The sequence below is a fragment of the Actinoplanes missouriensis 431 genome, from assembly GCF_000284295.1.
GTDB lineage: Bacteria > Actinomycetota > Actinomycetes > Mycobacteriales > Micromonosporaceae > Actinoplanes > Actinoplanes missouriensis.
The window spans coordinates 5,754,043-5,773,345 of the sequence record NC_017093.1 but is presented as its reverse complement, the minus strand read 5'-3'; the positions used below and the strand labels follow the sequence as shown (position 1 = coordinate 5,773,345).

Here is a 19,303-nt window from a genome sequence, read left to right as displayed (position 1 = left end):
AGAGAAAAGGGTTGAAGAATGCCTCAAGGCAAAGTCGCGGTGACTCCGGACGACGGGCTGACCACGCGGCAGCGGCGGCGGCAGGCGGTGTTCGCCGTGCACACCGGGGCGGGCAAGGGGAAGTCGACGGCGGCGTTCGGGATGGCGCTGCGGGCGTGGAGCGCGGGATGGCCGATCGGCGTGTTCCAGTTCGTGAAGTCGCAGAAGTGGAAGGTCGGCGAGGAGTCGGCGCTGAAGGCCCTCGACGGTGTCAACGGCACGCCGGTGACCTGGCACAAAATGGGTGAGGGATGGTCCTGGATCCAGCGGGCCGGCACCGAGCGTGACCACGCCGCCGAGGCCGCCGAGGGCTGGGCGCAGATCAAGCGCGATCTCGAGAAGGAGAGCTACAAGTTCTACGTGCTGGACGAGTTCACCTACCCGATGAAATGGGGCTGGGTGGACGTGGCCGACGTGATCGCGACGATCAAGGACCGCCCCGGTACGCAGCACATCGTGATCACCGGGCGGGACGCGCACCCGGATCTGATCGCCGCGGCTGACCTGGTCACCGAGATGACCAAGGTGAAGCACCCGATGGACGCGGGACGCAAGGGACAGCAGGGCATCGAATGGTGAACCGGGTCGTGATCGCGGCGCCGGCGTCCGGGCACGGCAAGACGACCGTGGCGACCGGGCTGCTGGCGGCGTTCCGCAAGCGTGGCCTCACGACGGCGCCGTTCAAGGTCGGCCCGGACTACATCGATCCGGGCTATCACGCGCTCGCGGCCGGGCGTCCGGGGCGCAACCTGGACCCGGTCCTGGTCGGCGAGGACATGATCGGGCCGCTCTTCGCGCACGGGTCGGCGGGCGCCGAGATCGCGATCGTGGAGGGGGTGATGGGTCTCTACGACGGCCGGATCGGCGCCGGCGAGACCGGATCCACCGCCCAGGTCGCGGAACTGCTGCAAGCCCCGGTGATCCTGGTCGTGGACGCCGCCGCGCAGGGCCGTTCGGTGGCCGCGCTGGTGCACGGTTTCCGCAGCTTCGGGACGGTACGGCTGGCCGGGGTGATCCTCAACCGGGTCGGCTCGGACCGGCACGAGCAGATCCTCCGGGACGCCTGCGAGGAGGTCGGCACGCCGGTGCTGGGCGCGTTGCGCCGTGCCGAGGCGGTCGCCGCACCGTCCCGGCACCTCGGGCTGGTCCCCGCCGCGGAACGCCGCGCGGAGGCCCTGGCCTCGGTCGACGCGCTCGCCACGCTGATCGCCGCCTCGGTCGACCTGGACGCGGTCGCGGCGGTCGCCCGTTCCGCGCCGCCGCTCACGGTCCCCGCGTGGAGCCCGCTCGCCGCGGATCCGGTTCCGGGCCGTCCGATCGTCGCGGTCGCCGGTGGTCCGGCTTTCTCCTTCGGGTACACGGAGACGACCGAGCTGCTGGCCGGGGCCGGCGCCGAGGTGGTGACCGTCGACCCGTTGCGCGACGAGTCGCTGCCGGCCGGGACCCGGGCCCTCGTGGTCGGCGGCGGGTTCCCCGAGGTGTACGCGGCCGAGCTGTCCGCGAACGCCCCGCTGCGCGCCTCGGTCGCCGCGCTGGCCGCCGCCGGGGGGCCGATCGCCGCCGAGTGCGCGGGTCTGCTGTGGCTGTGCGAGTCGCTGGACGGCAAGCCGATGTGCGGGGTGATCGACGCCGAGGCCGCGATGACGCCGTCGCTGACGCTGGGCTACCGGGACGCTGTCGCGCTGTCGGACAGCCCTCTGGCGGCGGCCGGGACGCGGGTCACCGGGCACGAGTTCCACCGGACCGTGGTGCATCCGCGATCCGGGGTGCTGCTGTCGCCGGCCGGGGGAGCGGCGTGGGCGTGGCGGGGCGCGGACCCGGAGGGGTTCGCCGGGCCGGCGTTGCACGCGTCGTACCTGCACCTGCACTGGGCCGGGCACCGGGGGATCGCGGAGCGGCTGGTGCGGGCGGCGGCGTGATCGTCGTGGGATTCGGCGCCCGGTCCGGGGTGGGCGCGCCGGAGCTGTCGGCCGCGGTGCGGTCGGTGCTGGCCGCCTGCGGCATCCCGCCGGACCGGGTCGGCGTGCTCGCCTCCCTGGACCGGCGGGTTGCCGAACGCGCTGCTCAGGAGCTGGCCGCGTCGGCCGGGTGGCGGCTGCTCGGGTTCCCGGCCGCCGCGCTGGCCGCGGTGCCGGTGCCGAACCCCAGTGCGGCGGCCGAGGCGGCCACCGGCACGGCGGGTGTGGCGGAGGCGGCGGCGCTGCTGGCCGCCGGTCCGGGCGGCGTGCTGCTGGCGCCGAAGCGGATCCGCGGCAGGACCACGGTGGCGCTCGCCGAGTCGCCCACCGGGCGACTCGCCGGCGGGGCCGCCTATTTCGTCACGGGCCATTCGTGAACGGGAATGTTCTCGTGCATCAGCGGAAGGTATCTGCGAAGCATCTCGTGCAGGGCGTGCTGCCGGTCGTGACCCTGCGCCTCCAGCCCGTGCAGCGTGTTCACCTGCCACGACGCGCCGTTGCGATGGGTCAGGCAGCGTTGCTCGATGATGCCGAGAAGCCGGTCCCGCTGTGCCGGTGAGACACCCCACCGGTCCAGCCCCTCGGACGCCTGCGGCAACAACCGGCGCAGCACCAGCTCGGTGACCGGCAGCGTGCCGTGCCCCGGCCAGAAAACGGTGGCGTCGATCCCGTGCCGGGCGCAATTGTGGAAGTTCTCCTCGGCCGCGCGGAAACTCATCTGGGTCCACAACGGGCGTTCCGCCTCGGCGAGCGAGCGGGTCAGACCGTAATAGAACGCCGCGTTCGCCATCGTGTCGGCGACCGTCGGGCCGGCCGGCAGCACCCGGTTCTCCACCCGCAGGTGCGGGCGCCCGTTGACCACCGCGTAGATCGGCCGGTTCCAGCGGTACACCGTGCCGTTGTGCAGCCGCAGCTCGGAGAGCTCGGGGATGTCGCCGCGCTCCAGGATGTCGGCCGGGTCGTCGACGTCGCAGATCGGCAGCAGGGCCGGGAAGTAGCGGACGTTCTCCTCGAACAGGTCGAAGACGCTGGTGATCCAGCGTTCCCCGAACCAGACACGCGGCCGTACGCCCTGGGCCTGGATCTCCTCCGACCTGGTGTCGGTGGCCTGCTCGAAGAGCGGGATCCGGGTTTCCCGCCACAGCTCCCGGCCGAGCAGCAGGGGCGAGTTGGCGCCGAGCGCGAGCTGCACGCCGGCGATCGCCTGCGCGGCGTTCCAGTACGCGGCGAACTCCGCCGGGCTGACCTGGAGATGGAACTGGGTGCTGGTGCACGCCGCCTCGGGCGCGATCGTGTCGGTGGTGACGGCGAGCCGGTCCACCCCGTCGATGCGGATGTCCAGGTCCTCGCCGCGGGCCGCGAAGATCTGCTCGTTGAGCAGCTGATACCGCGGGTTGACGGTGAGCGCCTCGCCGGTGAGGTGCTCGCGCCGCAGGGTGGGCAGGATCCCGATCGTCACCATGTGCGCGCCGGCCGCCCGGGCCCGCCGCTCGGCCTGGTTGAGGCTGGCCCGCAAGCCCCGTTCCAGCTCGGCGAAGTCGTCACCGGCGAGCCGGCGCGGCGGGAGGTTTATCTCGATGTTGAACTGGCCCAGCTCGGTCTGGAAGTCCGGATCGGCGATCGCGCCGAGAACCTCGGCGTTGCGCATCGCCGGGTCGGCGTTGTCGTCGATGAGATTGAGCTCGATCTCCATCCCGGTCAGTGGCCGTTCGAACTCGAACCGGGCCTCCCGCAGCATCGTCGCGAAGACGTCCAGGCTTCGGCGGATCTTCTGCCGATAGCGGGTCCGGTCCTCACGGGAGAATTCGGTCTGTTCGACTTTCTCGCCCATGGCGCACCACCCTTCAGCCGATGACGGCGTCGGCCTCATGATGACGGTTGTCTATCGACGTTCTCATCGGGAGAGCCGGGCATTGTCGCCAGATGGCCAAGGTGTCCACTGACATTGACGAGGATGAAGTTCCGACGAGCATGGACGGAGCGTTACCCGTTCAGCGCGGAATTCTCACCTGGGCCTCACCGCAGCAGCGCGGCCAGGACCACGCCGAAGATCGTCAACCCGGCCGCGGCCTGCAGCAGCATCGCCGGGCCGAGGTGTGACCAGCGGGTCGGGATGCGCGGGGTGAGCGGCTGCATCGTCGTCAGGTTCACCACCTGCATCAGCTTCACCGGCAGCGTCGGGTCGGCCTGCGGCTGGGTGCGCACCTGGACCAGGTCGCCGCGGTGCAGCGCCGACTGCGGGAGCTGCCCGTGCATCTCGATCTCGTAGGTCTGCCCGAGGTCGTCCCGCAGCCGGACCGGGGTCACCAGGAACTCCGGACCCTTGCGGAGGTCCTTCAGTGAGCGCCGGGCGGGCCGCATCCGCATCAGCGAGCCGATCATCTGCGCGATCCCCGCGGTGACGAAGACGGCGATGGCGAGGGCTCGGCCCACCCGTACCTCGCGGGTGTACGAGGCCTGGAAGCCGACGAAGCGGCCGGTGATGATCGGGCTGACGTGCCGGAGGATTCGCTCACGGTGCAGTTCGGTGTCGTCCATGGGGGGTCACCTCCTGGATATTCCTTCATGTTACGGAGAGAGCGCGCTTAAGCACCGTGAGTGAATGCCGGATTCCTCAACACCTCTGCTTACCTCCGGTACGAGGTACTTCGCTGCGATTTGCGGCGATCTGCGGAAACCGGCCCTGCCGCGACGCCCGGCGGGGTGAACTGGACTTCGGGCCGCGTGCACCCCGGCGCGACCCGCCGATGGGGGGCGGAGTCCAGTGGCGACCACGAAGGCGTACGTGAAACCGGAGAGCGTGCTGGCACGCACCGCGCGCGAGATGGTCGAGGCGCACACCGGCGATCCGGGCGCCACGGAATGCCCGGCCTGCGGCGAGCGCCTGCCCTGCCGGACCGCCCAGTCGGCAGCCGAGGTGCTGGTGGCCGCCGGGCTGGCCGAGGAGTCGGGTCTGTCCGCGGCGGCCCGCCCGGTCACATTGTCGTCCGCGCCCGCACCGATGCCGGGTCCGCTGCCGACGCCGGGCCCCGCGCCGGTGCCGGCATCTTCCCCGGTGCCCGCGCCGTCGCCGCCCTCCCCGTCGCCCGTGCCTCAGTCGCCGGTGCCTTCGTCGCTCCTGTCCCCCTCGTTCGTGCCCCCGTCGCCGGATCTCGGAGCGTCGGTGACGCCGCCCTGGGCGGTGCCCGGCCTCGCGGAGCCCCCGGTCTGGAGTCCGCCCACCTCCCCGGCCGCCGCCGGTCCGGGCCTCACCTGGCCCCCGCCCGCCCCGCCGTCGTCGTCCGGCATCATTGCGCCCGCGCCGAATCCGGCGTCCCCGCCGTGGCTTCCGCAAACCACCACGGAGGGTACGGGGGAGAACACCACCAGCCGCCCCCCGTGGAACCCGGCAGCCGACTCACCCGAGCGCCTCCCCGCCTCGGAGAACGAGCCCTCGGGCACGGTGGTCGGCCACAGTGAGCCGGCCTCACCGCCCAGCCCAGCGGTCCCGCCCGGATCCGCCGCTCAGGCCGGTTCAACCGAATCCGCTGCCGGGGGCCGGTTCGACGCTGGAGTCTCGCTGCCCCGGACGCCGGTCGGCCCATCGCAGGCGCAGCCCAGCCATCACGTGGGCGTCTCCGCGTCCTATTCCGGCATTTCGGAGACCGAGTCCTCCCTCTCCGGCCTGCCGCCGGTCATCTCGCCGTCCGGTGTATCCCTGCCGGGTGAATCCTCGTCCGGTCCGTCGCTGTCCGGCTCTTCCGTGGCGGGTCCCGCCCAGTCCGGGCCTGGCGTGCCGGGTCCGGCCATGTCTGCGGGTGGTCCGATCCTGGGGTCCGGCATCAGCACCGGGGCCGGCGGCAATCAGCTGCGGGAGCCCGCGAACGTCCCCGCCGCCCACCCGGCTCCCGAAACCGCCCCCGCCGCCGTGCCTCCGCTCGACGACCTGGATGAGCTGATGCGGCAGCCCCCGCTCTACAGTCAGCAGAACAGCCCTCTCGACGCCCCGAGATTCCCGCGCTCGCCCCGGCCGGCAGGCGCGTTACCGGCCGGCCAGTCCGGCGTCGGCCTCCCTGCCGAACCGCGCGGCATCCCGGCCGCGGCAGGGTCCGCCCCCTTCGCCGAACCCGAACCCTCATCCTTCCTCCCCTCCGCCGCCATACTGGGCCGCGAAGCCGACCGCCAGCACCCCGGTGCCGCCCCCATGCCCGGCCCAGCCCCTTTGTCCGGCCCGCCCCCTTTGCCGGGCGCAGCGCCTTTGTCTGGCCCGGCCCCTTTGCCGGGCCGCGCGCCCATGGCCGGCGACCCACAGATCCCTGCAACGCCGGCCAAGCCCTCGGCGCCCGATGTGCCGCCGTCCGGTTTGCCGGTTGCTGGCCTCCCTCGGAGCTCCACAACCCCCGGCTCCCCGGCGACCACCCCCAAGCGTCCGCCGCTGCAGGCCCCTGACATGGGCCAGCACCAGCCGCCAGGCGCACCTCCGGCCGCATCCCCAGCGCCGGCCGCGGCCTCCCAGGGTTTGCCGTCGCCCGCTGCCGGGCCTGGAGCACCCGCCGTTCCCGGACCGCCTGCCGGGCTCGGCGCCGGCGCCGGTGCTTCCGCTAAGCGGCCCCCGCTTCAAGCTCCCGACATGGGCCAGCACAACCCCGCCGGCCGCCCGCCGCTGCAGGCGCCCGACATGGGGCAGCACAACCCCCCGTCGGCCCCGGAATCCCCGTCCGGGCTGCCGGGCCGGGCCGCCGCGCCGGTCGGGAACGCCGGACCGGGACGGGGCGCTGCGAGTCCCGGGCCGGGGCGGGACGCTGCGGGCCCCGGGCCGGGACGAGACGCTGCGGGCCCCGGACCGGGACCGGACGCCGCGGGTGCCGGCCCGGGTGACGAGGGCCCGGACGAGGCGCCGTCCGGGCTGCCCTCCCGGCGGAACCGGCAGCGATGACACGCCGGTGGACGACCTGCGGCGCACCGTCGGCGGATGGTGTTTGGATCGCATATGGGCAGGGCACTAGCGTGCCGATGAGGAGACGCACGCCGCGCTGCCCCGGATTATGTCCTGGAAAGGCCTGATATGACCTCGCGCAATATCGTCGGCGAAGCCGCGGACAACACGCTCGAGGATCTCGACGCCGCCGCGGCGCGGTACGCGGAGTGCCGTGACACGGCGACCTCTGCGGAGCGGGACTCCCTGCGGGAGACCCTGATCCGGTACTGCCTGCCGTTCGCCGGCCGGCTCGCCCGCCGTTACCGCGGCCGCGGCGAGTACCTGGAGGACCTGGAGCAGGTGGCCCGGCTCGGCCTGGTGAAGGCGATCGACAGGTACGACCCGGAGCGCGGCTCCTTCACGGCCTACGCGGTGATCACCATTTCGGGGGAGTTGAAGCGCCACTTCCGGGACCGCACCTGGGGCGTCCACGTGCCGCGCCGGGTGCAGGATCTCAGCCTCGAGGTCGGGCACGCGTCGACGGTCCTGACCAGCACTCTCGCCCGTACCCCCAGCATCGCCGAGCTTGCCGCCCACCTGAGGGTGACCGAGGCCGCCGTGCTGGAGGCGGTGGAGTCGGCCGCCGGATACTCGCCGGCGTCGCTGAACGCCCCGGTCACCGGCGACGGCCTCGCCGAGTTCGGTGACCTGCTCGGCGACGTGGACGACGACCTGGAGTCGATCACCGACAAGCTCACCGTGACGGACCTGCTGATGCGCCTGCCGGCCCGGGAGCGCCGGATGCTGGCGATGCGCTTCTACGGCAACCGGACCCAGGCGGAGATCGCCGCCGAGCTCGGCATCTCCCAGATGCACGTGTCCCGGCTGCTCAGCCGGGCGCTGGCGTGGTTGCGCGAGGCGATGCTCAGTGACACCACGCCGCGCTGGGAGGGCGCCGAGTCCCGCACCGGACAGCATCACGGCATGCAGGTGCTCGTGGACGCCGAGGACGCGGCGGCCGTGGTGCGGGTCCGCGGCGAGGTTGACCGGGACACCGTGGAGCGACTGCGGATCGGGCTGCGGCATGCGATCGGCTCGGGTTCGGGCGCGGTCGTGGTGGACTTCTCCGGTGTGCCGCTCGTCGACGCGGCGGGTGTCGCGGTGCTGGTGGAGGCGGTGCGGGCGGCCGGTGAGGCGCGGGTGGATCTCTGCGTGAGCGGGGCTCAGCCGTACGTCGCCCGGGTTTTGGCGGTCTCCGGCCTGGAGGCCGTGCTGCGCCGCTGCTGACCGCGCTGGCAAGGACCGGCGGCGAAGGCGCCGCAGCGAAGGGCCGGCGGCGCGGCTGAAGAGAGCCGAGGATTACGGCTCGCGCCGGAGGGCGGCCCAGACCACCTTGCCGCCCTCGGACGGCAGCCAGCCCCAATGATCGGCGACCGAGCTGACCAGCAACAGCCCGCGGCCGCGAGCCACATCCGGCTGATCCGAGCCCTCCGGCACCGGTGGATCGGTCGAGCCGTCCCGGACCGCGATGCTCAGGTACCGGGTCCGCAGGGAGACCCGCAGCGCCATCATGGTGTGCGCGTGGTCGATGGCGTTGGCGACGAGCTCGGTGACGATCAGGCTGGCCGGCGCCACCAGGTCCGGCAGGTCCCAGCAGAGGCAGGCGTCGGTGACGACGTCCCGGGCGTGCCGGGTGGAGCCGGTCGCCGGCAGCAGGTCCTCCCGGATCACGGGTATGACGCGGCGGCCGTCGCTGAGCCGGGCGCGGGCCGACGCCAGATCGGCGGCGAGCGGTAGCTGCTGATAAGCGCCGCTGATCAGCAGGTCCCGGGTTCGCGGCGGCGGGCCGAAGAGCAACACCGGCGTGCCCGGCCAGCGGGCGGCCTGCCGCAGTGTCGTGGTGAAGACGGCGAGTGCGAGCGGCTGTTCGACGTGGAGCCGGGCGAGGTCGATGAGGAGCGCCTCGGGCTGCTCGGCGAGACACTTGAGCAGGCTGTCCCGCAGCGGCACCACGTCGGTGAGCTGGAGCCGGCCGATCGGGGACGCGACAAGGGTGTGACCGTCGGAGCGCACGTCGCAGTGGACCGCCATGATTTCCGCCTTCTCTCCGAGGACCGCCGCATACCCTCGCCGGGACGGAACAAAACTGTCAGGCGGTCTCCATCACGACGATGGCCCCGTCGCCCTCGCCCGGAGCGCCGCCGGGACGGCTCAACGGCGTGCACGCTACCCGCACCATGATCGCCCGGCCACGCCGGTTCACCGCGTCGAGTTCGGTGCCCGCGGAGATGCCGTCCGGGCCGAGCACGCCGCGCAGCAGCGGCCGGAGCTGGTCGATCGGCAGGCCGATGTCGAGATTCAGGAAGTGCTGGCCGATCACCTCGCTGGAGCGCAGCCCCCACAGGTCCTCGGCCCGCCGGTTCCACATCCGGATCCGCAGGTCCGGGTCGACCACGGCGACGCCGGCCTGGAGGTTGGTCAGCACGGTCTCCAGGAACACGTTCGCCTCGTCCAGCTGGCTGGTGCTGATCCGCAGCTGGTCGTTGATGCTCTGCAGCTCGTCGTTGGTGGACTGGAGCTCCTCGTTGGTGGTCTCCAGCTCCTCGTTGGTGGACTGGAGCTCCTCGTTCGTCGTCTCCAGCTCCTCGACCGTCGACTGGAGCTCCTCGTTGGTGGTCTCCAGCTCCTCGTTGGTCGCCTGGAGTTCCTCGTACGCCGCTTCGAGCTGCTGGTTGGCGTGTTCCAGATCGTCCTGGAGGCGGCGAGCCGACGTCACGTCGTGGAAGATCAGGTTGACCCCGAGCAGGTTGCCGTCGGCGCCGCTCAGCGGGCTGATCTGCAATTCGAGGTAGGTGACCTCGGTGCCCCGGTGGAATTCGACGTCGCTGACCCGCAGCGTGCGCCGTTCCAGCTGCGCCTGCTCGATGAAGCGCCGCAGCTCCACCGGCCGGTACGACAGGTCCAGGTCGCGGAACGGCCGGCCGATGTCCCGCGAGGAGACGCCGAACAGGTTCTCCAGCTGCCGGTTGGAGAGCGCGACCATGCCGTCGGAGGTGAGCGCGAGCTGTGCCAGCGGGCTGGACGCGAACACCTCGTTGCGCAGCTCGTCCAGGCCGGTGGCCCCGACGGCCGGCACCGCCGGCGGGTCGGTGAAGACCACGCCGGGCGGGGCGTAGAGGCGGGGCACCCGGCGAAAGACGCGGCGTTTCAGGTCGATCGGCGTGAACAGGCTGGAGTGGCTGAGCAGCATCTCCGCCTTGCCGAGGAAGAGCACGCCGGTGTCGGCCAGGGCGAAGTGGAACCGGCCGAGGATCTTCGCCTGTGTTCCGGCGTTGAAGTACATCAGCGTGTTGCGGCAGGTGAGCAGGTCGATCCGGGAGATCGGGGCGTCCTGCACCAGGTCGTTGCGCCCGAAGATCACCGAGCGCCGCAGGTCCTTGCGGAAGACGAACCGCCCGTTGATCGGCTCGAAGTACTTCTCCACCAGCTCCGGGGGCAGGGCCTGCACGTCGCGCTTGCCGTACGCCGCCTGCCGCGCCTCGTTGAGCTGCTCCGCGTCCACATCGGTGGCGTAGATCTTCACGCGTTCCCGGAACTGGTCCAGCCCGACCACCTCGGCGAGCGCCATCGCGAGCGTGTAGGCCTCCTCGCCTGAGGCGCACCCGGCCGACCAGATCCGGATCGTGGAGTCCGCCGGCCGGGACGCGATCATCGGCTCGAGCACGTCGGATCGCAGATAGTCCCAGGCGTCGGCATCCCGGAAGAAGGCCGTCACGTTGATCAGGATGGTGTTGAAGAGGGCGGTGAACTCGTCCGGATGGACCTGGAGGTAGTCCAGGTACTCCTGGTAGTCCCGCGCCTGCACCTGCCCCATCCGGCGGGACACCCGGCGCATCAGGCTGGAGCGCTTGTAGCCGGTGAAGTCGAAACCCCGGGACTCCTTGAGGTAGGCGAGCAGCGCCTCGAAGTTCGGGTCGATCCCTTGCACGGCTGGCAACGCTACCGTACGTCAGGCCGGTTTCGCCGCGCTGGACGCGGGCGAGCCGAGCCGGCCGATCAGCTCCCGCAGGGTGGCGCCGGCGGCGCTGGCGTCCTCGGCCATCGCCAGGAAGCGGGCGCCGCTGCCGCGGGCCGGCCGGGTCGCCGCCATCCGGCGGCTCAGCGCGTGCCCGGGCACCATCGGCTCGCCGTCGCTCGCCGAGAGCGTCGGCAGCGGGCCGCTGCGGGTGAGGATCCGGGGGAGCGCGCTCGGCGCGTCCCGCGGGACGTGCAGGACGACCAGCAGCGTGCCGGGGTAATCGGGTGGCAGCCCGGCGACCAGCGCGCGGAGGGCCTCGACGCCGCCGGTGGAGGCGCCGACCGCGACCACGTCCCGGTGTTCTCCCGTCACGCCGCCGCTCCCGCGGTGAGCTGGGTCCAGACCACCTTCCCGTCAGCCGTGGGCAGGACGCCCCAGGCGTCGGTGAGGTCCCGGACCAGGCGCAACCCGCGCCCGCCGGCGTCGGTGATCGACGGATCGAGGGCGCGCGGCATGCGCCGGCTGCCGTCCCGGACCGCCATGGTGAGTCTCCCGTCCCGCAGGCCCAGGGTGAACTGCATGGTGGTGTGCGCGTGCCGGACCACGTTGGCGACGAGTTCGGTGGCGACCAGGGTGGCGGTCGCGGTGGCGTCCGAGCGCTGCCACGCGGCACAGGCCTGGGTGACCAGCTGACGGACCTGGCGACAGGCCTCCGGGACGGGCCGCAGCCGGACCCGGATGCCGGGCGGGTGCGGCGCCGCGTCGGCCGCGGCGAGGGCGGCGGCGCAGTCGCCGGCCATCTCCAGTCCGGCGCAGTCCGGGGCGGCGGCCAGTGCGTCCCGGGTGGCCGCGTCGGCCCCGCACACCACGATCGGCACCGCGGGGAACTCTGCCGTCTGACAGACCACGGTGCCGAGCGTGGCGAGGGCGAGCGGGTCGGCGACGCGCAGTCGCGCCACGTCGAGCAGCAGCCGCTCCGGCACCCGGGCGAGACTGCGCCGGACCGCGGTGCTCAGCGCGTCACCGGTGACCCGGTCGAGGGTCCCGCTGACGGTGAGCACCGCCACCGGCAGATCCCGCTCCGGCCGGCACACGAGCTGGCTGAGCATAGGGGTCCCGCCTCCTCACCACGTACGTCGTGGTGGGAGGTGCCCGGCGTCCGGGTCCGGCAAACGTCAGGACCGGTTCCGGATCTGCTCGTAGAGGGACAGATAACCCTCCGCCATCACCGCCGGGGTGAACCGGCGCTCGGCCTCGGCCCGGCACGCCCGCGAATCGATGGTGACGGCCTTGCCGGTCAGCTCGCCGAGCGCCTCCTCGGAATCGGTGAGCAGCCCGGTCACCCCGTCCTCGATCAGCTCCGGCAGGCAGCCCCGCGCGATGCCGACGACGGGGGTGCCGAGCGCGAGCGACTCCACCACCGCGGTGCCGCCGGGCTCCTCCCAGCGCAGCGGGAAGAGCGCCGCGCGGGCCCCGGCCACCAGCAGGTCCCGGTCCCGGCCGGTCACCGTGCCGATCCAGCGAACCCGCACGCCGTCCACGTGCGGGGCGACCTTCTCCCGCCAGAAGATCACGTCGGGGTTGAGCTGGGCGGCCGGGTCACTCTCGGCGGCGGCGAGCTCCGAGGCGTTCCGGTACGGCCCGACTGGTCCCGCCAGCACGAGATCGAACCCGTGCTCGTGCGCGAGCCGGGCCGCCAGATCCTGTCCCTTGCCCGGGTTGATCCGGCCGAGGACGACCGCGTAGGAGCCCTTGTTCACCTCGATCGGCGGCTCCGCGGCGAGCGGCGTGGCGAGGTGGACGTGCCCGACCGCGTGGTCCCGCAGCGCCTGCGGGGCCCGGGCCAGCTGGGCCGCGGAGACGCCGTTGACGAACACCCGCCCGCCGCCGTCGAAGCTCCCGTAGAGCTCGGGGTGCTTGTGCAGGTCCCAGTGCAGGGTCTGCAGGCCGGGCGGCGCGTCGCCGCCGAGGGTGGCGAGCGTGACCAGCCCGGCCGCCTCGACGTGGTCGTGGATCAGGTCGACGTCGCCGTGCTCGCGCAGCGCCCGGACCACCGCGTGCTGGTGTGCCTGCACCACGCCGACGGCCTGGTTGTACGGCCGCTGGATCGCCGGGAACTGTCCCCGGTCGAAGACCGCGACGTGCGCGTCCGCCTCGAGGGTGCTCTCGCCGACGCTGGCGAGCACCACCGTGACGCCGAGCCGCCGCAGCTCCGGCACGAGCGCGGCGACGATGTTCTCGATGCCGCCGTAACCCGGTGGCGGAACCGGCAGCCACGGGCCGGCGTTCATCAGCACCTTCACGCGGCCACCGCCCGGTCCAGCGAGGCCAGCGGGGGACGCTCGGTCACGCCGGTGTCGGTGACCGCGATCTGCCGGTCCAGGTTGGGCAGGGCGTCGCCGACGCCGCGGCGGAACTGGGTGAGCAGCGTGGAGGGCGGCATCGGATCGGCGACCAGGCCGCGGCGGTGCATCCGGGACCAGGCGGTCACCATGATCTGCGCGGCCATCCGGCCGAGCGCCTCGGTGCCCTGGTGGCGGTGCTTGCGCTCGCCGAGGTCCACCTGGGCGAGCGCGTCCAGGCCGACCAGGTCGACGAGGTCGATCAGCATGCCGACCTCGACGCCGTAGCCGGAGACGAACGGGATGCGTTCCAGGGTGCGGCGGCGGCCCGCGTACTCGCCGGCGAGCGGCTGGACGAATCCGGCCAGTTCCGGGAAGAAGAGGTTGAGCAGCGGCCGCGCGGCCAGTTCGGTGACCCGTCCGCCGCCGTCGGTCTCGACGCTGGCCGGGCCGATCAGCGGGCGGTGGTAGAAGCCCTTCACGAACTCCACGTCCGCCTCGGTGAGCAACGGCCCGAGCAGCCCGGTGACGAAGTGCGCGGAGAATTCCCGCAGGTCGCCGTCGACGAACGCCACGACGTCCCCGGTACTGGCGGCCAGCCCGGCCCAGAGCGCGTCGCCCTTGCCCTCCATCCGGGGCAGGCCACGGGTGAGCCGGTCCTGGCTGACCACCCGGGCGCCGGCCCGGCGGGCGATGGTGGCGGTGGCGTCGGTGGAGCGCGAGTCGACGACCACGATCTCGTCGACCAGCGGAACCTTCTCGATCAGCTCACGGCGGATCGTGGCGACGATCGCGCCGATGGTGGCCTGCTCGTCACGGGCCGGGATGACGACGCTCACCCCCGTGCCGCCCTTCGCGGCGGCCAGCTGCCGGGCTGTCCACTGTGTTGCCCGGCCGGTCCGGTATGTCGTCCATGCCTCGACGATCGGTGAGGCGGTCTCGTGCGAATGCCACATCAGCGTTCCCCCCAAGTTCGCGATCTTCCGCGGGGCCAGCCTTTCCCAGTTCGCGGCTTTACCAATCTTTCCGGTTGGTTACCGGTTGAATGCGTACAGGTGCACTCCTCCGTGGAGAGTTTGGGATCCGGGCGTCGGGATATCCATCGGTCCGCAACTGACGGGTATGACGGACGGGGAGCACGTGACGATGACGCGAATCGGTCTGATCGGCGCCGGAGGTGTGGCGCAGCGGCACGCCCGGGTGTTGTCCGGGCTGCCGGACACGCAGGTCACCGGAGTGACCGACGTGGTGCCGGAGGCCGCGGCGCGCCTGGCCGGCGAGGTCGGCGCACAGGTGTACGGCAGCGTCGAGGACCTGATCGGATCCGGACCGGACGCCGTTTACGTCTGCGTGCCGCCGTTCGCGCACGGTGACGCTGAGCGTGCGGTGGTCGCGGCAGGACTGCCGATGTTCGTGGAAAAGCCCATTTCGATCAATAGAGACACCGCCGTGGAAATCGCCGGTCTCATCTCTGACCGTGACCTCCTGACAGCGGTCGGTCACCACTGGCGGTACCTCCCGGTCGTCGAGCGCGCCCGGGAACTGCTCGCCGGCCGGCCGATCCGGCTGATCAGCGGCGCCTGGCTCGACAAGGTGCCGCCGGTGGCCTGGTGGGCGCGCGCCGAGAAGTCCGGCGGCCCGGTCGTCGAGCAGGCGGCCCACGTCATCGACCTGGCCCGGCACCTGGGCGGCGAGGTGGACGAGGTGTTCGCCTACGGCAACGGGACGCCACCGGACGCCCCGGATGCCGACGTGGACGGCGCCACCACCGCGGTGCTGCGGTTCGCCTCCGGCGCGGTCGGCACCCTGGCGGCCACCTGCGTGCTGGGCTGGAAGCAGCGGGCCGGTCTGGAGGTGTACGCGGACGGGCTCGCCCTCGCGCTGACCGAGAGCGAGCTGGTGGTCCGGGACGCGGGCGGCGCCGAGGTGATCACCTGTGACCCGGTGAGCGCGCACACCGCCGTCGACCGGGCGTTCGTCGCTGCGGTGCGGGGCGAGGCCGAGGACGTGCGTGTCCCGTACGGCGAGGCCCTGCGTACCCATGAGGTGGCCCTGGCCGTGGCCGAGTCGGTGGCCGCCGGCCGCCCGATCGCCGTGCCCCGCGCGGAGGCCGCGCGTGTCTGACACCGAGCAGAACCTGATCGTCGCCGGACCCGGCCGCCTCGAGATCGCCGAGGTTCCCCACGAGGAGGTGCCGGACGGCGGATTCCGGGCCCGCACCCTGTTCAGCGGCATCTCGGCCGGCACCGAGCTGACGTTCCTGAAGGGCACCAACCCGGCCCTGCACGCCGGCTTCGACACCGCGCTCGGGCTCTTCGGCGCACCGCCCGAGCAGGCCTACCCGGTGAACCGGCTGGGGTACATGGAGGTGGCCCGGATCGAGGAGAGCCGCACGCCCGCCTACCGGGACGGGACGGTGGTGGCGATGACCTACGGCCACCGCACCGCCTACATCGGTGACCCGCTGCGCGACCGGGTGGTGGTGCTGCCCGAGGATCTGGACCCGGTGCTCGGCATCTACGCCGCGCACATGGGCCCGATCTGCGCGAACGGCCTGCTGCACGCGGCCGCCGACCGGTTCGGCCCGGCGGTGCGCTCGCTCGGCGACGGCGTCCTCGGCGCCCGGGTCGCGGTCGTCGGCGCCGGCGTGGTCGGCCTGCTCACCGCGCTCCTCGCCCGGCAGCACGGCGCCGCCTCGGTGGTGATCCTGGACCCGACGCCGCAGCGCCGCGCGATCGCCGAGGCCCTCGGCATCGAGACGCTGGACAGCGGCCCGGACGCGGATGATCCGGCGGTCGTCCTGAAGACCCGCTGGCGGCACGCCGACGGCGACCGCGGCGCCGACGTGGTCTTCCAGTGCCGGGGCCAGGCCGCCGCGCTGCACCTCGGGCTGCGCCTGCTCCGCCCGCAGGGCACCGTGATCGACCTGGCCTTCTATCCGGGCGGCGCGGACGAGGTCCGGCTCGGCGAGGAGTTCCACCACAACGGCCTCGGCGTGCGCTGCGCGCAGATCGGCCGGGTGCCGCGCGGGCTGGCGCACTCCTGGGACCGGGAACGGCTCTCCGCCGCGACCCTCGACCTGCTCCGGGCCGACGGCGGCGCGATCCGCGACCATCTGGTGACAGCGGTCGTGCCGTTCGCCGAGGGGCCCGCGGTCCTCGCCGGCCTCGCCGACCGGACGCGGCAGGAGTTGCAGGTGGTGCTCTCCTTCTGACGGCCCGGCGGAGGTCCGCCGCCTGAGAAGGGCGGAAATGAAGTACCGTTGCGCGCCATGGGAGTGTCGCAGCGGTTGAAGAGCCGTGTCCGTAAGTTTCTGCAGCGCCCGGGCACGACGGTGGACCTCGCGCCGTTGTCGAAGCGGCTCGGCGCGATCGAGGCGCGCGAGGACGCGCTGAAGGAACTGGACGACGCGGCGCTGACCGAGGCGGCACGCGAGGCGAACGACTACGCGGAGATCTGCGCGATCGGCCGCGAGGCGGCCCGGCGGGCGATCGGTCAGCGGCCGTACGACGTCCAGCTCCTCGGCGCGATGGCGCTGCTCGACGGCCGGGTCGCCGAGATGGCCACCGGTGAGGGCAAGACGCTCACCGCGACCCTCGCGGCGTACGGGCACACCCGCCTCGGGCACGGCCCGGTGCACGTGCTCACGGTCAACGACTACCTCGCCAAGCGCGACGCCACCTGGATGGAGCCGATCTACACGCTCCTCGGCCTGACCGTGGGCTGGGTGACCGAGCTGATGACGCCGGAGGAGCGCCGCGAGGCGTACGCGGCGGACGTCACCTACGTCTCGGTCAGCGAGGCCGGCTTCGACTACCTGCGTGACCAGCTGGTCACCGACGTGGCCGACCGGGTGCAGCGCGACCTGGCGACCGCCATCGTCGACGAGGCCGACTCGATCCTGATCGACGAGGCCCGGGTGCCGATGGTCCTGGCCGGCAGCACCGCGGTGGAGAGCGACCCGGTGCACGAGGCCGCAGCCCTGATGCGGGGGCTGCGTGCCGGCAAGCACTACGAGGCCGCCGACGACGGCCGCAGCGTGGCCTTCACCGACGAGGGGCTCAAGCACCTCGAGGAGGAGCTCGGCGGCATCGATCTGTACGCCGACGAGCAGGTCGCGCACCTCTCCGCGCTGAACGTAGCGCTGCACGCGCACGCGCTGCTGCGCCGCGACGTCGACTACATCGTCCGCAACGGCGGCGTCGAGCTGATCGACGAGATGCGCGGCCGGGTGGCTCAGCGCCGCCGCTGGCCGGACGGGCTGCAGGCGGCCGTGGAGGCCAAGGAGGGCCTGTCCGCGACCGCCGAGGGCGAGGTCCTCGACACGATCACCGTGCAGGCCTTCATCGCGCTCTACACGACGGTCTGCGGCATGACCGCGACCGCGGTGCACGTCGGTGAGCAGCTCCGGGAGTACTTCAAGCTCGAGGTGGCGGTCATCCCGCCGAACACGCCGAACATCCGCGAGGACGACCCGGACCGGATCTACTCGGCGCACGACACGCGCGACGAGGCCCTGGTCGAGGAAATCAAGATCGCGCACGAGAAGGGCCGTCCGGTGCTGATCGGCACCCTGGACGTGCAGGCCTCGGAGACGCTGGCCCGCCAGCTGGCCGAGGCCGGGGTGCCCGCGAACGTGCTGAACGCGAAGAACGACGCCGAGGAGGCCGCGATCATCGCGGAGGCCGGCGCGCTCGGCGCGGTCACCGTCTCCACCCAGATGGCCGGGCGTGGTGTCGACATCCGCCTCGGCGGCAGCGACGAGGCCGGCCGCGACCGGGTGGTCGAGCTCGGCGGTCTCTACGTGATCGGCGCCGGCCGGCACGACAGCCGCCGGGTCGACGACCAGCTCCGTGGCCGGGCCGGCCGGCAGGGTGACCCGGGCGCCTCGGTCTTCTTCGTGAGTCTCGAGGACGAGCTGGTCAGCCGGCACGCGGGTGACATCGTCCCGTCCTCGCCGCGGATGGACATGGACGGCGTCGTGCACGACCCGCAGGTGGACTACGCGGTCGAGCACGCCCAGCGGGTCGCCGAGGGCGTCAACTACGAGATCCACCGCAACACCTGGCGGTACAGCCAGATCATCGAGCAGCAGCGCCTGCTGCTGGCCGAGCGCCGGGAGCGGCTGCTCACCTCCGAGGTCGCCGCGATCATGCTGCTGGAGAAATCGGCGGAGAAGGCGAAGGAGACCGACGAGGACGTCCTCTCCGACGCGGCCCGCGCGATCGCCCTCTTCCACCTGGACCGGCTCTGGGCCGACCACCTCGCGTTCCTCTCCGAGGTCCGGGAGGGCGTGCACCTGCGGGCCCTGGGCAAGCTGGACCCGCTCGACGAGTTCCACCGGGCCGCCGTGCCGGCGTTCCAGGAACTGCTCACCCAGGTCGAGGCGCGCACCATCGAGACGTTCGAGGAGGTCGACCTCGCCGACGGCTGGCAGCCCGAGCGTGCCGAGATCGTCCGGCCCAGCGCCACCTGGACGTACCTGGTGCACGACAACCCGTTCGGCAGCGAGCTGGACCGGCTCATCGCCGCGGTGGGGCGCCGCCTCACGTCCGGAGGCTGACCTCCGGCAGTTTGAAGTACTCAGCCAGTTCCACCGCTGAGGGCCGTCCGGCGTGGGGATCCGCGCCGGCGGCCAGCAGCGCGTTCACCGTCTCCTGGTTCTTCCGGAACACCGCCGCGCCGAGCGCGGTCTGCCCGCGGTCGTTGACCCGGTCCGGGTCCGCTCCCAGCTGGAGCAGGGCCGTCACGATGCCCGGATGCTGGTGGTACGCCGCCAGGATCAGCAGGGTGTCGCCCTTGTCGTTGGTCAGGTTCACCGGGAGTCCAGCCGCCACCTGGGCGGGCAGCTCCGGGTCCCCGGAACGTGCCAGATCGAACATGCGGTGCGCGAACGCCAGGGTCTCTTCGTCAAGCTCAGCCACGCCGGTGTGCGTACCCGTGCATGCCGTTCGGCAATCTTTAATGAGGTTGAAAGAAAGCGTTACTCGAATGCGTTTCTGCGCACGCGAACAATATGGAACGTCTTTCCCACACTGTGGTTGGCGAC

At 72.5% G+C, this 19,303-nt stretch carries 16 protein-coding genes; 7 read left to right on the top strand and 9 right to left on the bottom strand.

Annotated elements, in window-relative coordinates; all coding sequences use genetic code 11:
* The first annotated feature begins 18 nt into the window (after window positions 1-18).
* From cobO to AMIS_RS26690, 3 genes are read left to right on the top strand one after another with little or no spacing between them, the layout of a single operon-like run.
* Window positions 19-618 carry a cob(I)yrinic acid a,c-diamide adenosyltransferase gene (gene cobO / locus AMIS_RS26700; protein ID WP_014445538.1) on the top strand — a complete coding sequence of 200 codons (600 nt, stop codon included), beginning with the start codon at window positions 19-21 and terminating at the stop codon, window positions 616-618.
* Window positions 612-1,958 (top strand): cobyrinate a,c-diamide synthase, encoded by a 1,347-nt coding sequence (locus tag AMIS_RS26695; protein ID WP_014445537.1) that lies wholly within the window; start codon window positions 612-614, stop codon window positions 1,956-1,958. Before cobO ends, AMIS_RS26695 begins: the two co-directional genes overlap by 7 nt.
* Window positions 1,955-2,374, top strand: a complete 420-nt coding sequence (locus AMIS_RS26690; protein WP_014445536.1) for a cobalamin biosynthesis protein — start codon at window positions 1,955-1,957, stop codon at window positions 2,372-2,374. Before AMIS_RS26695 ends, AMIS_RS26690 begins: the two co-directional genes overlap by 4 nt.
* Here AMIS_RS26690 and AMIS_RS26685 read toward each other — a convergent pair.
* Entirely contained in the window at window positions 2,350-3,828 is a 1,479-nt protein-coding gene (locus tag AMIS_RS26685) for a glutamate--cysteine ligase family protein (RefSeq protein WP_014445535.1), read from the bottom strand. The genes AMIS_RS26690 and AMIS_RS26685 overlap by 25 nt on opposite strands.
* Before the next feature lie 185 nt (window positions 3,829-4,013).
* Window positions 4,014-4,535 (bottom strand): hypothetical protein, encoded by a 522-nt coding sequence (locus AMIS_RS26680; RefSeq protein ID WP_014445534.1) that lies wholly within the window; start codon window positions 4,533-4,535, stop codon window positions 4,014-4,016.
* A gap of 2,506 nt (window positions 4,536-7,041) precedes the next feature.
* On the opposite strand from AMIS_RS26680, the gene AMIS_RS26670 reads away from it, so the two are divergent.
* Entirely contained in the window at window positions 7,042-8,181 is a 1,140-nt protein-coding gene (locus AMIS_RS26670) for a SigB/SigF/SigG family RNA polymerase sigma factor (protein ID WP_014445532.1), read from the top strand.
* A gap of 72 nt (window positions 8,182-8,253) precedes the next feature.
* Here AMIS_RS26670 and AMIS_RS26665 read toward each other — a convergent pair whose 3' ends face one another.
* From AMIS_RS26665 to AMIS_RS26640, 6 genes are all read right to left on the bottom strand, one after another.
* Window positions 8,254-8,985, bottom strand: coding sequence for an ATP-binding protein (locus AMIS_RS26665; protein WP_014445531.1), 732 nt, complete (start codon window positions 8,983-8,985; stop codon window positions 8,254-8,256).
* A 58-nt stretch (window positions 8,986-9,043) separates the two neighbouring features.
* Window positions 9,044-10,882, bottom strand: a complete 1,839-nt coding sequence (locus AMIS_RS26660; RefSeq protein ID WP_014445530.1) for a CheR family methyltransferase — start codon at window positions 10,880-10,882, stop codon at window positions 9,044-9,046.
* A 21-nt stretch (window positions 10,883-10,903) separates the two neighbouring features.
* Window positions 10,904-11,284, bottom strand: a complete 381-nt coding sequence (locus tag AMIS_RS26655; RefSeq protein WP_014445529.1) for a chemotaxis protein CheB — start codon at window positions 11,282-11,284, stop codon at window positions 10,904-10,906.
* Window positions 11,281-12,021 (bottom strand): ATP-binding protein, encoded by a 741-nt coding sequence (locus tag AMIS_RS26650; protein WP_014445528.1) that lies wholly within the window; start codon window positions 12,019-12,021, stop codon window positions 11,281-11,283. The genes AMIS_RS26655 and AMIS_RS26650 overlap by 4 nt, the downstream gene beginning before the upstream one ends.
* 66 nt (window positions 12,022-12,087) lie before the next feature.
* Window positions 12,088-13,203, bottom strand: a complete 1,116-nt coding sequence (locus AMIS_RS26645) for a glycosyltransferase (RefSeq protein ID WP_041831305.1) — start codon at window positions 13,201-13,203, stop codon at window positions 12,088-12,090.
* An 8-nt stretch (window positions 13,204-13,211) separates the two neighbouring features.
* Entirely contained in the window at window positions 13,212-14,210 is a 999-nt protein-coding gene (locus AMIS_RS26640) for a glucosyl-3-phosphoglycerate synthase (RefSeq protein WP_014445526.1), read from the bottom strand.
* 190 nt (window positions 14,211-14,400) lie between these two features.
* Here AMIS_RS26640 and AMIS_RS26635 point away from each other — a divergent pair, with 190 nt between their 5' ends.
* The 3 genes from AMIS_RS26635 to secA2 are packed head-to-tail and all read left to right on the top strand — an operon-like array spanning window position 14,401 to window position 18,817.
* A complete protein-coding gene (locus AMIS_RS26635; RefSeq protein ID WP_041831304.1) occupies window positions 14,401-15,378 on the top strand; it encodes a Gfo/Idh/MocA family protein in 978 nt (325 codons plus the stop codon).
* On the top strand, window positions 15,371-16,468 hold the full coding sequence (locus AMIS_RS26630; protein WP_014445524.1) for a zinc-dependent alcohol dehydrogenase: 1,098 nt from the start codon (window positions 15,371-15,373) through the stop codon (window positions 16,466-16,468). The genes AMIS_RS26635 and AMIS_RS26630 overlap by 8 nt, the downstream gene beginning before the upstream one ends.
* Window positions 16,469-16,525: 57 nt before the next feature.
* Window positions 16,526-18,817, top strand: coding sequence for an accessory Sec system translocase SecA2 (gene secA2 / locus AMIS_RS26625; RefSeq protein ID WP_014445523.1), 2,292 nt, complete (start codon window positions 16,526-16,528; stop codon window positions 18,815-18,817).
* Here the strand turns inward: secA2 and AMIS_RS26620 are convergent.
* The gene (locus AMIS_RS26620; RefSeq protein WP_014445522.1) at window positions 18,801-19,178 is read right to left on the bottom strand and encodes an ankyrin repeat domain-containing protein; all 378 of its coding nucleotides are present in this window, start codon (window positions 19,176-19,178) and stop codon (window positions 18,801-18,803) included. The two genes, secA2 and AMIS_RS26620, sit on opposite strands and share 17 nt — an antisense overlap.
* Between the last annotated feature and the right edge of the window lie 125 nt (window positions 19,179-19,303).